Origin of the sequence: Maribacter sp. PR1, from assembly GCF_028464145.1 — a bacterium.
Classification (GTDB): domain Bacteria; phylum Bacteroidota; class Bacteroidia; order Flavobacteriales; family Flavobacteriaceae; genus Maribacter.
Window position 1 is genome coordinate 474,863 of record NZ_JAQPCG010000002.1, and the last position, 15,154, is coordinate 490,016.

Consider the following 15,154-nt stretch of genomic DNA (forward strand, 5'->3'; position numbering starts at 1 on the left):
GGGAAAAAGAAATTATGAAGTTAGGTAGGGAAGAGCAACGTGCAAATATAAAGTTAGTTGTCATGGACACTTTTTTCTTGATTTCGGGAATTGTATTGGCTGCTTTTGCTTTAGAAAGCTTTCTGTTGCCCAACAAATTTATTGATGGTGGAGCAACGGGAATATCCTTACTAATTGCTGAGACCTCCCAAATACCATTGTACCTACTCATCATAATGGTAAATATTCCATTTATTGTGCTTGGGTATAAAGTAATAGGCAAACTATTCGCTTTAAAGACTGCCATAGCTATCTTAGGTTTAGCACTTGTATTGGTCTTCATAGATTTTCCAGAGATTACAAAAGATAAGTTGTTGGTTGCCGTTTTTGGTGGGTTTTTCTTGGGTGCAGGTATAGGGCTTTCTGTTAGAGGGGGAGGAGTATTGGATGGAACCGAGGTTTTGGCAATTTACCTGAGTAGAAAATTGGGTACTACTATTGGGGACATAATTATCCTAATTAATATCCTGGTTTTCTTGGGGGCTGCATATCTTTTATCTATAGAAACAGCCTTATATTCCTTGCTAACCTATTTAGCGGCTTCTAAAACTTTAGATTTTGTAATTGAGGGTATTGAAGAGTATACAGGGGTCACGATTGTTTCGGATGAAAGTGAGGAAATAAGATTGATGATCATAGAAAAATTAGGTCGAGGATTAACCCTTTACAAGGCAAAGGGAGGGTACGGGAAGCATGGTAAACATACAGAATATGACGTGATATATACGGTAATTACCCGTTTAGAAATTCGCCGCCTAAATATTGAAATAAACAAAATAGATCCTAAGGCATTTGTAGTGATGGGAAAAATAAATGACACAAGGGGTGGAATGATAAAGAAACGCTCTTTGTAAGGTATGGTTTAAGTATCGTACTAAATAGCCAAATAAAGCTTATTATAAGAATGCAGACCCAAGAAATTTCATTATCAAATTTACTAGAAATAGGTTGGGCTAAAGGTATGTCTTATCAACAGTACAGACTTTTGGTTCAGAAACTGGCATTGGAGAAAAAATCAACAGGACCCATCCAAACGGAGTCGCTAATAGACTACACCATGTTGAACGACCGTCGAATGAAGAGATGGGATAAAGTTTTAAAGCTTGACGATGAAACAGTACTGAAAATAAAAAAGGTAAACCAAAGAATAAATTGGTTGGTTTTAACTGAAAGTTGGTGTGGCGATGCCTCACCTGCTTTACCCGTGATGAACAAAATAAGTGAATTGAATCCGAACATTTCCTTCAAAATACTTTTAAGGGATGAGAATTTGGAACTTATGAATCAATTTTTAACAAACGGTAGTATGTCTATCCCCAAATTAATTTCCTTTGACGCAACGGATAAAGATGTTATGGGAACTTGGGGCTCAAGATCCAAAGCTGCTACCGAATTGGTGGAGGATTTTAAAAGGGAGCATGGTGAACTTACTGCGGAATTCAAGCAAAACCTTCAAATTTGGTACAATAAGGATAAGGGAAATAGTATCTTGAAGGACCTACTGAGCTTACTTTCCTTGAAATAAATAGGTAATGGTTCCTTTTTGAGAAGACCTATCAGATGTGCTAAATTGTGCCTTGTAAGCATAGGCAAGGGCATTGTCGACCAAACATCCGTTGGATGTACCAGAGCTTTTTTCGTTGAAGCTGGCGTCGATTACATTTCCTAAATTATCTACTTCAATATTTACGACAACTTTTCCTCCCTCGATACAGGTGTAGATAGGAGGAGGTAAACGGTATCCATTTCTGTCTACCAATGAAAAGGAAATAGAGGTTCTTCTTTCTGCAAGGTTGTTGGTGTATTCCTGTTTTTGGGCTTCTTTTTCGCCCAACATTTGCTTTTTTTCCTCTCTTTTCTTTGCCAATTCCTTAACCCTCTGGACAAAATCGGCATCGGATAAAAGGTTTTCCGCTATTTCACCCTCATTCTCCATGGCCCTTTCTTCCATAATTTCCTCCAAAGTCTGTAATGGTTCGGGATTTCCGTAGCTTGGTTTGGCCGTTTCATTGAATGCCATGTGGCTTTTTATCGCTTCAGTCTTGGAAAGTTCCTCCAATAATTCTTCCTCCTCTTCGGTTAGTTCTTCCGGTAAATCTTCAAGTACCATTTCAACTACATAATCATCATCATCTTCCTGTTGGGCTCCCAAATGTATATTGTACAAAACCAAGACAACAATCCCCATGGAAAAAAAGGTGATTAAAAGTGATAATTGTTGTCTGTTGAGATTCATGTGTATATAACCTATATTTTATAAAAATATTACAGTAAATCGATGAACGGGGAATTTAATAAAATTGTATCGATATAACTATTACTGCAACATTCGTTCCGATAATACCCTAGGGTCTCGGGCTATATCTACGTTAAAATCCCCTATTTTGGTTCTTCTAAGCTGAGATAAGTGACCTCCAGAATTCAGGGCTTTGCCAAAATCATGTGCTATAGAGCGTATATAAGTGCCTTTACTACAGGTTATTCTAAAACTTACATCGGGTAAATTAATCCTTGTTATCTCAAAAGCATCAATGGTTACTTTTCGGGTTTTAATTGCAACTTCCTTACCTTCCCTGGCATATTCATATAACCGTTTACCATCTTTTTTAATAGCCGAAAAAACGGGTGGGGCTTGCTCTATTTCACCTAAAAAATGTAAAATAGTTTTTTGTAAAAGGACTTCTGTAATGTGTTCTGTTGGAAACCATTCATTGATTTCGGTTTCTAAGTCGTAGGATGGGGTAGTGCTGCCCAGTGTAATAACACCGGTATATTCTTTGGTTTGTCCTTGGTACTCGGGTATTTTCTTGGTGAATTTCCCGGTGCAGATAATCAATAGTCCAGTAGCTAGAGGGTCCAGGGTACCTGCATGGCCGATTTTAATTTTTTTTAGCTTGAACTTCTTGCGAATGGCCCATTTCAACTTATTTACCGCTTGAAAGGAGGACCAACCCAGAGGTTTGTCTATTAACAACAACTGACCATTTAAAAAATCTTCTTTGGTCAATGATTCCATGTTGGGTCTTTTTTTTAAGGATTTAGAAAACCATAGATGATGGCAATAAGCCCTACAACCAAGCAGTATATGGCAAAATAAGAAAGTTTGCTCTTCCTTACCAACTGGATCATCCAGGTACATGCCGCTAATCCTGCAATAAAGGCAGCCAAAAAGCCTGCTCCCATGGCCATATTATTCCCTCCGTTAAAATTAAGTTCACCACTCATAAGGTCTTTGGCAATTTTTCCAAAAATTAAAGGAACGACCATCAAAAATGAAAATCTTGCCGATTTTGATTTATCCACCCCCAGTAGTACGGAAGTAGAAATGGTTGCCCCACTCCTTGATATTCCAGGTAACATAGCTATGGCTTGAGAAATACCTATAGTCAAAGCACTTCCAAAATTTACTTTTTTATTGGTGTCTTTAGCCTTGTCCGCAAAATAAAGAAGTACGGCCGTAATCAATAGCATAAAGCCTACGAACATAACATTTCCGCCAAAAAAAGCTTCCAATTGTTCCTCGAAAAATAGTCCGACGAATACTGCGGGTAGCATGGAAACAATAATTTTGGCGGAAAACTGACTTTCCTCGTTCCAATTAAATTGAAAGAGCCCCCTTATAATTTCCCAGATATCTTTCCTAAAAACGACGATAGTACTTAATGCGGTCGCAAAATGAAGTACTACGGTAAACAATAGACTTTCTTCAGGGACAGAATTATCCCCTAAAATTGCTTTACCCAATTCCAAATGTCCGCTGGAAGAAACAGGTAAAAACTCGGTCAATCCTTGAACAACACCGAGTATAATGGCATCTAAAACATCCAACTTAATCTTTCTTTTTGTGGGGATTCAACAAAATGGCGTAGACCTCTATTCCCAAACCAATTAATACCAGTGTTGGTGCCAACCGTATCCTTCTAAAATTATAGATTTCTGGATTGAAAACATCTGGATCGTCAGTTCCACCACCACTCATCAAAATAAACCCAAGGGCAATACAAGCCAAGCCAATAAACATAAAGAGGTAATTTTTCTTTTGGAAAATGAATTCCCGTTTCGGTGCTTGCTCTATTTTGTTCTTTTTGCTCATAGGGCAAATTTAATAATATAATTCGTCTGTTCTTAAATTTAAGAAGCGCTGGGTGGCAAAGTAAGTACTTAAAAAAGAGATAATAATACCCAAAAGGAAAACACCAACGAGTAAGATCACTAAAATATATGGATCTTCAAGAAGTCCTAAATCCTGAAAATTTGTATTAACATAATAAATAACCCCTGTTATGGCCAAGAGTGCCAACAAGGCTCCAAGCATTCCCAATTTAATGTTTTGCCAAATAAAGGGCCTCCTGATAAAAGTTTTTGTGGCCCCCACCATTTGCATGGTTTTTATGATAAACCTTTTAGAATAAATGGATAATCTAATGGAGCTGTTAATTAATAGCACTGCTATTAAGGTAAATATTGCACTGGCCACTAAAATCCAAAATCCTATTTTTTCTACGCTACTGGCCACCATGCCTACCAAAACACGATCATAGCTTACTTCATCCACAAAACTCTTTTCTTCTAGGGTAGAAGCGATTTCAGCAACTTTCTCGGCAGTTACAAATTCCGCGTTTAGTTTTACGTCGATGGAGTTTTTAAGTGGGTTATAACCCAAGTAATCCACAAAATCCTCTCCTATTTCCTTGCTGTGTTGTGCTGCAGCTTCTTCCTTTGAAACATAGGTTGCCGACTTTGTGTAATCTGACATGGCCAGGGTTTTTTGTAACTGCTCAACTTCAATTTCCTTGGTATTCTCCTTTAAAAAGACGGAAATGGTTATCTGTTCCTTGGAGCGATCGGCCATTTTTTTGGTGTTTAGGACCAACAGTCCCAAAATACCCAATAGGAAAAGCACCAAGGCAATACTCAGTACCACTGAGAAATAGGACGAAATTAGTTTACGTCTTTGATATCTTTCAAATGCTTTGCTCATACAAACGGATAGTGGTGTAAAAATAGAAAAGTAATGTGAATTGAGCCATAACAAATCGTGATTCTCAACTAGAAGCTGAATGGGGGATTATATATGACCGATTAATAAAAATGAAAACTAACAGATAAAATCAATCACAAAAATTGAAAACACTCACCTTTTAATTGAAAAATGTCCTCTAAATAATAACGTGTCCAACTTAAGTTGATACCAATAGTCATCTGCAGGAACCGGGGTACCCAAAAAAGTACCATTCCATGAGGCATTTTTAGTATTGTCAAACTTTAACAATTTACCATATCTGTCATATATGGAAAGTTCTACATCGTTAAACGATTCTATTCCTTCCGGCTGCAGAATATCGTTATAGGTATCGCCGTTGGGAGTGAAAAAGTTGGGAATAACAATATGAAGGAAACCTGAAGTGATGACCCCACAGTTATTTTTATCTCGAATGTATATGCTATAGGCTCCACCGGGAACCGACTCAAAAATTGGACTGTCTTGATAATTGAAACCATCTAAGGAATATTCAAAACTACCTTCATTTAAGGTCTTAACTATAATTGAGCTATCATCGGAAGAGATTTTGTCAAGTATTGGGATATCTATTTGTTGCAAATCAATTGTTCTGGTATTGAAACAACCGTTAGCGTCAGTAACGATTACGGAATATTCACCAGGCATATCAACCGTGATGGTTTTTGTGGTTTCTCCAGTACTCCATAAGTAGGAAACATTGTCCAGCTCGGCCGTAAGGTTTATTGTAGTGCCTTCGCAAAAAGATAGGTTGCTATCGGTAACAGGAGGCAAGGGATTAAAATTTAAAGTGACTGCGGTTCTTGTGTCCGACGGACATGAAATTTCGGTAGAATTGCTTTCGGCGTAATAGGTACCTGCCATATCGGGTGAAAAGCTTGTGCTGTTTTCCATAAGTAAATTACCTCCGCTTGGGGCGTCATACCAATTAATGGTATACGGCGCTGTATTCTGAACGGACAGGATGGGCGTATTATTTTCGCAAACTTCAACATCACCATTACTAATAGGCGGAGGGGGTATAGGAACTATTTTAATTTCAAACACATCTGAAAGTACATTGCAAAGGTCGTTGGATACATTGATGGGGTCCTCTGCGATTTTTACACGATAAAAGCTCGTAGTGTTCACTAGAGGGGTAGTATAGGTGTTGGAAGTTTCCCCAATGATATTCACCCAATTTTGATTATCCGAGCTTGCTTGCCATTGGTAGGCATGGGTGGAGAAAATAGAATTGTCCGGAGTAGCTATCAACGTAGCTCCCACTGCTCCTTGATTTTCACAGGTAACCACATTTGTTTCATCTAAATCTGTGGTAACCGTAACGGAATCACCACAGGACTTAAATACGATATCGTCAATGGCCAAATCGTTACCGCACCCGCCATTGCTATTGTTCCGCATTTTGAGTATCACGGAAGTCTGCCCGGGCAAGGTTTGAAAAACCAAGGCATATTGTTCCCAGCTAGGGGTAGAGCTGGCCGGTATATTGCCCGTATCGCCCTGCGCCAGAAGATTTGTGTCCGTCTCATCCCATATTTGAAACCTTACGTTTACGGGAATACTATTGCCCTCACATCCTTCTCTTGGCTGTACATTGACCAACCAAGACGAAAATTCGTAGGTGGTATTTTCGCAAAGCCCGTCCACCTGCCTTTGATAGAATTCACCCGCCGTGAAGCTTGCATTGACTATGAATGCCTTTCCGTCCGTATCTCCCGGAGTATGGTCCTCTACGTTATGCCAATTAAAATAGTCAGTGGTGCTGGAAATGGTGTAATCCCCATCATTAGGGGTGCCCAGTGTAAAGTTGTAGGAAGTGGTTCCGGGTGGGAGCGCTGGCCCATCCGTAGTGCCAGATCCAAAATCCTCCGTAAAGATGGGGTCACCTGAACTACCTGTACAAAAACCCAGCTGCGCCTTGACTTCTGCCGAGGTAAACCATAAAAATAAGAAGGCAAAAAAGAAGTATTTGGGACTTGGTGTGCTCACGGATTTAAAGATACAGTTTTCGCTTATAAAGTTCGATTTTACATTACTATTTAGGGCCTTGGGTGTAAATCATCAATATCTTTTCAACTTTCATCGAATAGGCCTATTTTTGTAACCTAATGATTATGGGATCATTGCGGAATGTACGGTATTCGAATATTCCAATGTGGTCATTTTTTTTATAGGAACGATGATGAATTACAATTTCAACGAAATTGAGGCCAAATGGCAGAAGTATTGGGCGGATAATCAAACCTTTAAAGCTGAAAACGATTCTGAAAAGGAAAAGTTTTATGTATTGGATATGTTTCCCTATCCCTCGGGGGCAGGTCTCCATGTAGGGCACCCGTTGGGATATATAGCCAGTGATATATATGCACGATATAAAAGACATAAGGGTTTCAATGTGCTACACCCCCAAGGATATGACTCTTTTGGTTTACCGGCGGAGCAATACGCCATCCAAACAGGTCAACATCCTGCTATTACAACAGCGGCCAACATTAAAACCTACCGTAGACAATTAGATCAGTTAGGGTTTTCGTTTGATTGGAGCCGGGAAGTGCGAACCTCGGACCCAAGTTATTATAAATGGACGCAGTGGATTTTTATACAACTTTTTAACTCTTGGTATAACAAGGAAACGGACAAGGCGGAAGATATTAAAAGTCTGATTGCCCATTTTGAAAAGGAAGGTAACGCAAAGGTCGATGCTGTATGTGATGAAGATGTAGTAGAATTTACAGCAGAGGACTGGGATTCTTTTTCGGATAGCAAAAAGCAAGAAGTTCTTCTAAAATATAGGTTGACATATTTGGCGGAAAGTGAAGTGAATTGGTGTCCTGCTTTAGGAACGGTTTTGGCCAACGACGAAATTGTAAACGGAGTTTCCGAACGTGGTGGTCATCCGGTCATCCGAAAAAAAATGACCCAATGGAGCATGCGAATCACCGCCTACGCACAACGTTTATTGGATGGTTTACAAAAAATAGATTGGCCACAACCTCTAAAGGACTCACAGACCAACTGGATTGGTAGAAGTGAAGGCGCTTCCGTAACTTTTAATGTCATTCCAACAGAGCGAAGCGACGAGGAACCTCATCAAATCGAAGTCTTCACCACAAGACCAGATACTATTTTCGGGGTTTCTTTTATGACCCTCGCCCCGGAACATGAACTGGTTTCAAAAATTACTACGCCTGAACAAAAGGATGAGGTTGAAGCCTATATCGAAGCCACGGCGAAACGATCGGAACGTGATCGTATGGCCGATGTTAAAGCAATAACCGGAGCATTTACCGGGGCTTTTGCCGAACATCCCTTCACCAAGGAGCCATTGCCTATTTGGATCGGGGATTATGTATTAGCCGGTTATGGTACCGGAGCGGTGATGTCCGTTCCCTGTGGTGATCAACGGGATTATGACTATGCCGAACACTTTAATATTCCTATTCCCAATATTTTTGAAGGAGTTGATATTTCAAAGGAAGCTTTTGCCGATAAGGAGAAAACCGTAATCGCAAATTCTGATTTCTTGAACGGGCTACCCTACAAAAAAGCGGTAAAACGCGCTATTTTCGAATTGGAAAAATTAGGACAAGGAAAGGGGAAAGTGAATTTCCGCTTGCGCGATGCCGTTTTTAGTCGACAACGCTATTGGGGGGAGCCTTTCCCAGTATATTACGACGGGAACGGTATGCCCCAGATGATCGAGGAACAGTATTTACCGATTACCTTACCCGAAGTGGAGAAATACCTTCCTACGGAAACCGGGGAACCCCCATTGGGCAACGCAACCGAATGGGCCTGGGACCTGAATAAATCGGAAGTAGTGAATAATGAACGTATTGATTATAAGCATGTATTTCCATTAGAACTGAACACCATGCCCGGTTGGGCCGGAAGTTCCCAGTATTTCAATCGTTATATGGACCCGCATAATGATGAGGAAATTTTCTCCCAAGAGGCCATTAACTATTGGCAGGATGTAGATCTTTATATTGGTGGTAGCGAACATGCTACGGGACATTTATTGTACTCTCGTTTTTGGCAAAAGTTTATGTTCGATAAAGGTTTGGTCCCCAAGGACGAGTTTGCCAAAAAGTTGATCAATCAAGGGATGATTACAGGGACTAGTGCTTTTGTTTATAAGCTTAGTTTAATGTGGGCTTTAACCTCGAGACACAGTGATAATAGAAAATATTTAGAAGAATTATCCCAAAAATTTCCGGATATTTTTCATTCGTCCGAGTTATACGAAAAAACATTTAGCGATGGACTTACATTAAATGATTTAGCTGCGAAATTCGAGTTTCCTAAACTTCTCAAATTTTTGAGTGAAATAGACGAGAACAAGGTTAACATTTCGCAATTTACTTTTGGTGAAATAAAATTACATTCTGATGTATCCTTAGTAAATGCTTCTGACGAATTAGACATTGAAGGTTTTAAAAAATGGCGCCCTGAATATGGCGATGCAGAATTTATAACGGAAGAAGATGGTTCATTTAAGGTTTCACGCGAAGTCGAAAAAATGTCCAAATCCAAATATAATGTGGTCAACCCTGATGCCATTTGTGAGGAGTACGGAGCGGACAGTCTTCGCCTGTATGAAATGTTCTTAGGGCCCTTGGAGCAATCCAAGCCTTGGAACACCGCAGGTATTACAGGGGCACATTCCTTTTTAAAGAAAATGTGGAGGTTGTACCATACAGGTCCAAACGAGACTTTTTATGTGTCGGACAACGCACCCTCGAATGATAATTTAAAGACCTTGCACAAGACCATAAAAAAAGTAGAGGAGGATATTGAGAACTTTAGTTTTAATACTTCGGTTTCTACCTTTATGATTTGCGTTAACGAACTTTCTGCCCAAAAGTGTTCCAGTAAAGAGATTTTAGAACCGCTTGCTATTTTGGTATCTCCATATGCTCCGCATATTGCTGAAGAACTTTGGGAAAAGATGGGACATTCGGAGTCTATTGCTACCGCGCCTTTTCCAAAATTCGAGGAAAAGTATTTGGTGGAAAGTAGTAAGGAGTATCCCATTTCCTTCAATGGTAAAATGCGGTTTACGATGGAATTACCATTGGATATGAGTAAGGAGAATATTGAGGCCGCTGTTTTGGCACATGAAAAGACCCAGCAACAATTGCAGGGAAGGACACCTAAAAAGGTTATTGTGGTTCCCGGTAAGATTGTAAATATCGTCGGCTAACGTGTTTACAAGCTTATCGAAATGCTCTATTGCTTTGTGTTGATGAAATAAGTTACCTGTAGTTTATTTAAAATTTCTTTGTCAGGTCGAGCGCAGTCGAGACCTAATATTATATTCATAAACGTAGGTAACCTCTCGACTGCGCTCGAGGAGACAGTAAGTTATGATCAACTAGGCCCAATCAGATTATATTTTAATATTCCAATCTCCTTCTTTAATCTTTCTATTGGAAAAGAAGTTTTTTTTATAATATTATATATTTTTAATTAACCCCCTAATTTTTAGGGGGTGTTTTATTTAAAAATTACTTTTAAATGACTTTACCCCTTCTTTTGTCGAAATTTTATTCTTTAAAATTTAAAATAATCGCACCTTTACCCCATAATTGATAAATCTATAATTATGATTGTTGGTATTCCAAAGGAAATTAAGAACAACGAAAGCAGGGTAGGTATGACACCGGCCGGAGTTTTTGAATTGGTAAAGAACAACCATACCGTTTATGTGCAGTCAGGAGCTGGGGAAGGAAGCGGTTTTTTTAATAAGGATTATCAACAGGTGGGAGCCGTGATATTGGATACCATTGGCCAGGTATACGCCATGAGCCAAATGATCGTAAAAGTAAAGGAACCTATTGCAGAAGAATATGATTTAATCCAAGAGGGGCAGATAGTATTCACCTATTTTCATTTTGCCTCTAGCGAAGCGCTCACCAAGGCGATGATCAAACAGAAAGCCATCTGTATTGCCTATGAAACGGTTGAAGATGAAGAAGGTACTTTGCCTTTATTAACGCCCATGTCCGAAGTGGCCGGGAGAATGGCAATTCAACAGGGGGCAAAATATTTGGAAAAACCTGTTAAGGGACGTGGTGTACTTTTGGGGGGAGTTCCGGGCGTGGCACCAGGAAAAGTTTTGGTATTAGGTGCCGGTGTCGTGGGTATACAAGCTGCTAAAATGGCAGCGGGTCTCGGAGCTCATGTTACCATAATGGATATTAATATGAAGCGTTTGCGCTACGCGAACGATGTAATGCCACCGCATGTGGTAACGGAGTTTTCCAACGAATTTAATATCAGAAAACATATCAAGACGCATGATTTGATTATAGGAGGTGTCTTGCTAAAAGGCGCCAAAGCACCGAATCTAATCACTAGGGATATGTTGAAAGAAATGCGTCCTGGAACGGTTATAGTGGACGTGGCTGTAGATCAAGGCGGATGCGTGGAAACTACTAGGCCAACCACCCACGAAGACCCTATATATATCATCGATGATGTAGTACATTATTCAGTGGCCAATATGCCCGGTGCAGTTCCTTACACTTCTACGATGGCATTGACCAATGTTACGTTGCCCTATGCCCTAAAACTGGCCAATCTCGGTTGGGAAGAAGCCTGCAAGCGTGATGTTTCTCTTAACAAGGGATTGAACATCGTATCTGGGAAGGTGGTCTACGAAGAAATTATTGAGGCATTTGGTTGGGAAGAGGCCTTGGCATAACGGTACAATTTGTCAGTTATATAAACCCTATCAAGCCCCATATTTTAGAATTATGGGTTTGGCGGGGTTTTTGCTTTTCAATAGAGGATTCCTAATGCAATAGGAATCTTATGTATATTTATTGAAATAAAAAATTGAAACGTTATGATGGGATATTATATATTAATCGGTGCAATAGCGCTAGTCAGTTGGCTAGTGAGCAGTAGATTAAAAAGTAAGTTTAAGCATTATTCAAAAGTCCATTTACAGAATGGCATGAGTGGGGCTGAAATTGCCGAAAAAATGTTGTCGGATCACGGTATACGGGACGTAAAAGTCATTTCTACACCGGGAAGGTTGACCGATCACTATAACCCTAAAAATAAAACCGTAAACCTTAGTGAAGCGGTGTACAGTCAACGCAACGCTGCTTCTGCTGCTGTGGCGGCCCATGAATGTGGACATGCCGTTCAACATGCACAGGCTTACGAGTGGCTAACCATGCGTTCCAAATTGGTTCCCGTCGTGAGTGTTACCTCAGGAATGTCAACATGGGTAGTATTTGGCGGGTTGATTTTAGGAGCTGCTGCCGGAGTTGGATTTGGTTACTGGGTCGCCGTGGCGGGTTTAATTATGATGGCCATGGCCACCCTCTTTAGTTTTATAACCCTGCCCGTAGAATATGATGCCAGTAACCGTGCGCTAGCTTGGTTAAAAAATAGGAATGTAGTAACCCAATCTGAATACAAAGGTTCTGAAGATGCTTTAAAATGGGCTGCTAGAACGTATTTGGTAGCTGCAATTGGTTCTTTGGCAACTTTAGTATACTGGGGACTTCAGGTTTTTGGAGGAAGGGATTAATATTTCCTATTTAAAAAATTGGAAACCTTCCCGTTAACGGGAAGGTTTTTTATATGGTAATCTGCCGATCTATCTGTTGGGCAAGGGAAATAAAGGTTTCCGTTCTGGAAACTCCATCAATTTGTTGAATTTCTTTATTGAGGACGTGCATTAAATGCTCGTTATCCTTACAGAGGATTTTAATCAGAATGGACCAATTGCCCGTAGTGTAATGGCACTCCAATACTTCAGGAATTTTTTCCAATTGCTTCACGGCAACCGGGTTGCTCATGGCTTTATCCAAATAAATTCCGATATAAGCCATCGTTGTGTATCCCATAGCCTTTGGATTAATAATAAACTTAGAACCGGCCAATAAACCTGACGCTTCCAGTTTCCTTAATCGTTGATGAATGGCGGCACCCGAAATACCTATGCTTCTGGCGATTTCCAATACCGGCTTTCTGGCATCTTCCATTAAAAATCTTAGAATCTTTTTATCGATACCGTCGATCTTGGCATATTTGTTATCCGACTTCATAATTATAGTTTCAATATGAAATCAAAAATACAGAATACCCTTGAAATTGTGACTTAACTTGCCACCGAATCTGGATTATAACCTAAATAGGGAACCTCATATTCCTTAAAGTTAATTCCGTTATTTTCAAGGGCTTTCAAAATAGGTTTATAGACCTCTTTGGTAATGGGAATTTGAACGCCGGGGGTAGTTATCTTTTTATTGAGGATTTTTAAGGCGGCGATACCCACTGGTAACCCTACTGTTTTTGCCATGGCCGTATGGACCCGGTCTTCACCAATGACCACAAGTTTGGAGTCGATTTGTTTTTTCTCTCCATGAAGTTCATACCCAAATTTATGATACATGACAATCATATCCTTTTCTTTTTCACCTAAGGTCCATCTATCCTCTAAAATTTTCTGTAGTGCCTGCGCGGGTGTGGCATCGATAATCCCAATTTGTTTGGAGTCATCAAATAAATTTAGTTCAATGAGTTTTTCCCAAGTACTGTCGTCCTGGTCTATTTTAAGATAATGGCGTAGTTTCAACTCCACGGAATCCGTAGGGGAGTACGGGAGAAATAGATTAATGAATTCCCTGTAGGTCATACCTTCGGAATTTTCTATGGTATAAGTGTCATCCGTTGCTCCCAGTTGTACAAAAATATTCCAGGCTTTAGAGAATCCAACACGCCTCATCGTACCTCTATAAATGGTAAGGGCATCTTGAAGGCCATAGGCTTCTCTATAGTTCAAGGAATCCCTATTGGCATAGCCTTCAAACTTACCAAAACCTTCTACTTCAAAAAATTCGGTTCTCCTAAATAGTTTATGATAGGGAATATATTTATAAGTTCCTTCCTGAATGAATTTGGCAGTACCCCCTTGCCCGGCCAGAACTACATTTCTTGGATTCCAGGTAAACTTATAATTCCAAAGATTGTCATCGTATTCCGGCGCCACCAACCCGCCGCAAAAGGATTCGAACAATAAGATCCTGCCGCCTTGGTCTCTAATCCGGTCAATAACCTGCATGGCACTCATGTGGTCGATTCCAGGATCCAAACCAATTTCGTTCATAAAGACCAAACCGTTTTCTTTTACTTTTTGATTCAATTTTTTGAGCTCTTGACTTATATAGGATGCGGTAACTAAATGCTTTTTATAAGTAAGGCAGTCTTCGGCAATTTTAATGTGGAACCTGGCCGGCAACATGGAAATAACTAAATCGGCACCTTGAATTGCGGTAATTCTTTCTTGATCTTTAAAAATATCCAATGTTATTATTGAGCAATTTTGATGCGATTGGATGCGTTCTGGAATTGATGTGGTATCCAAGTCGCCAATGGTAATCTTTAATTTTTCAGATTCAGATTTTTCCAGCAAATAATCCAACAAATATGAAGTGGATTTTCCAGCTCCGATAATCAAAATTCTGTGCGCCATGGTTATTACTTACTTTTGGTTGATATTACTCTACTAAAGTATCAATTTGTTATATATATAAAAAAATTTAACCATAAAGTTATAAAATCAACTTTGAATGCTTGTGTTTCTAATAGAAAATCCGTGTAGTACGGACCAATAGTTTATTGTAAAATTAATTTTATATCAACTTTAATAAATAAAAATTAAATAGATGAAAAGAACAATACTCGTTTCCGCCGCTATGATGGGGTTTTTAGCAGTCGCCTTGGGTGCTTTTGGGGCGCATGGTTTGGAAAAACTAGTGGATCAGGATGCGATAAGCACATTTGAAACGGGAGTTCGCTACCAGATGTATCATGCTTTATTTCTATTTGTTCTCGGAATGGTACCTGATCTTTCCCTAAAGGCACAACGAATTATATATAGATTGGTCATAGTTGGAGTGGTCTTCTTCTCTTTTTCTATCTATCTTTTGGCTTTAAATAGTGTCACGGCTTTTGATTTTAAAGTTATCGGCATTATTACTCCAATAGGAGGAACTTTATTATTGATAGCATGGGCATATATGGGGTATCAGCTATATAAATCAAAACTTAAATGACATTATAAACGGT

General features: G+C 39.5%; 14 protein-coding genes. 6 read left to right on the forward strand and 8 right to left on the reverse strand.

Translation table 11 applies throughout. The features are described from left to right. The first annotated feature begins 14 nt into the window (after nucleotides 1-14). Nucleotides 15-893 (forward strand): YitT family protein, encoded by an 879-nt coding sequence (locus PP182_RS05805; RefSeq protein ID WP_272650392.1) that lies wholly within the window; start codon nucleotides 15-17, stop codon nucleotides 891-893. Nucleotides 894-943: 50 nt separating this feature from the next. After that, nucleotides 944-1,564, forward strand: coding sequence for a thioredoxin family protein (locus PP182_RS05810; protein WP_272650393.1), 621 nt, complete (start codon nucleotides 944-946; stop codon nucleotides 1,562-1,564). On the opposite strand, the gene PP182_RS05815 is transcribed toward PP182_RS05810, so the two are convergent. The 6 genes from PP182_RS05815 to PP182_RS05840 form a co-directional block, all read right to left on the reverse strand. Continuing rightward, on the reverse strand, nucleotides 1,547-2,275 hold the full coding sequence (locus tag PP182_RS05815) for an energy transducer TonB family protein (protein ID WP_272650394.1): 729 nt from the start codon (nucleotides 2,273-2,275) through the stop codon (nucleotides 1,547-1,549). The genes PP182_RS05810 and PP182_RS05815 overlap by 18 nt on opposite strands. Nucleotides 2,276-2,356: 81 nt before the next feature. Continuing rightward, on the reverse strand, nucleotides 2,357-3,055 hold the full coding sequence (gene truB, locus PP182_RS05820) for a tRNA pseudouridine(55) synthase TruB (RefSeq protein WP_272650395.1): 699 nt from the start codon (nucleotides 3,053-3,055) through the stop codon (nucleotides 2,357-2,359). Nucleotides 3,056-3,069: 14 nt separating this feature from the next. Further along, on the reverse strand, nucleotides 3,070-3,867 hold the full coding sequence (locus tag PP182_RS05825) for an undecaprenyl-diphosphate phosphatase (RefSeq protein WP_272650396.1): 798 nt from the start codon (nucleotides 3,865-3,867) through the stop codon (nucleotides 3,070-3,072). A 1-nt stretch (nucleotide 3,868) separates the two neighbouring features. Continuing rightward, a complete protein-coding gene (locus PP182_RS05830) occupies nucleotides 3,869-4,132 on the reverse strand; it encodes a DUF3098 domain-containing protein (protein WP_272650397.1) in 264 nt (87 codons plus the stop codon). A 9-nt stretch (nucleotides 4,133-4,141) separates the two neighbouring features. After that, nucleotides 4,142-5,020 (reverse strand): cell division protein FtsX, encoded by an 879-nt coding sequence (locus PP182_RS05835; protein ID WP_272650398.1) that lies wholly within the window; start codon nucleotides 5,018-5,020, stop codon nucleotides 4,142-4,144. A gap of 153 nt (nucleotides 5,021-5,173) precedes the next feature. Then, nucleotides 5,174-7,051 (reverse strand): T9SS type B sorting domain-containing protein, encoded by a 1,878-nt coding sequence (locus PP182_RS05840; protein ID WP_272650399.1) that lies wholly within the window; start codon nucleotides 7,049-7,051, stop codon nucleotides 5,174-5,176. A 193-nt stretch (nucleotides 7,052-7,244) separates the two neighbouring features. Here PP182_RS05840 and PP182_RS05845 point away from each other — a divergent pair, with 193 nt between their 5' ends. The 3 genes from PP182_RS05845 (at nucleotide 7,245) to PP182_RS05855 (ending at nucleotide 12,611) form a co-directional block, all read left to right on the forward strand. After that, the gene (locus PP182_RS05845; RefSeq protein WP_272650400.1) at nucleotides 7,245-10,268 is read left to right on the forward strand and encodes a leucine--tRNA ligase; all 3,024 of its coding nucleotides are present in this window, start codon (nucleotides 7,245-7,247) and stop codon (nucleotides 10,266-10,268) included. 402 nt (nucleotides 10,269-10,670) lie between these two features. Beyond that, nucleotides 10,671-11,771 carry an alanine dehydrogenase gene (ald, locus tag PP182_RS05850; protein WP_272650401.1) on the forward strand — a complete coding sequence of 367 codons (1,101 nt, stop codon included), beginning with the start codon at nucleotides 10,671-10,673 and terminating at the stop codon, nucleotides 11,769-11,771. Between the two features lie 144 nt (nucleotides 11,772-11,915). After that, nucleotides 11,916-12,611 (forward strand): zinc metallopeptidase, encoded by a 696-nt coding sequence (locus PP182_RS05855; RefSeq protein WP_272650402.1) that lies wholly within the window; start codon nucleotides 11,916-11,918, stop codon nucleotides 12,609-12,611. Nucleotides 12,612-12,660: 49 nt separating this feature from the next. On the opposite strand, the gene PP182_RS05860 is transcribed toward PP182_RS05855, so the two are convergent. Together PP182_RS05860 and PP182_RS05865 are read right to left on the reverse strand one after the other, a co-directional pair. After that, nucleotides 12,661-13,131, reverse strand: coding sequence for an Lrp/AsnC ligand binding domain-containing protein (locus PP182_RS05860; RefSeq protein ID WP_272650403.1), 471 nt, complete (start codon nucleotides 13,129-13,131; stop codon nucleotides 12,661-12,663). Nucleotides 13,132-13,184: 53 nt separating this feature from the next. Then, entirely contained in the window at nucleotides 13,185-14,558 is a 1,374-nt protein-coding gene (locus PP182_RS05865; RefSeq protein ID WP_272650404.1) for a saccharopine dehydrogenase family protein, read from the reverse strand. Nucleotides 14,559-14,751: 193 nt separating this feature from the next. Between PP182_RS05865 and PP182_RS05870 the strand changes: the two genes are divergently transcribed. After that, nucleotides 14,752-15,141, forward strand: coding sequence for a DUF423 domain-containing protein (locus tag PP182_RS05870; RefSeq protein WP_272650405.1), 390 nt, complete (start codon nucleotides 14,752-14,754; stop codon nucleotides 15,139-15,141). The last annotated feature ends 13 nt before the right edge of the window (nucleotides 15,142-15,154 follow it).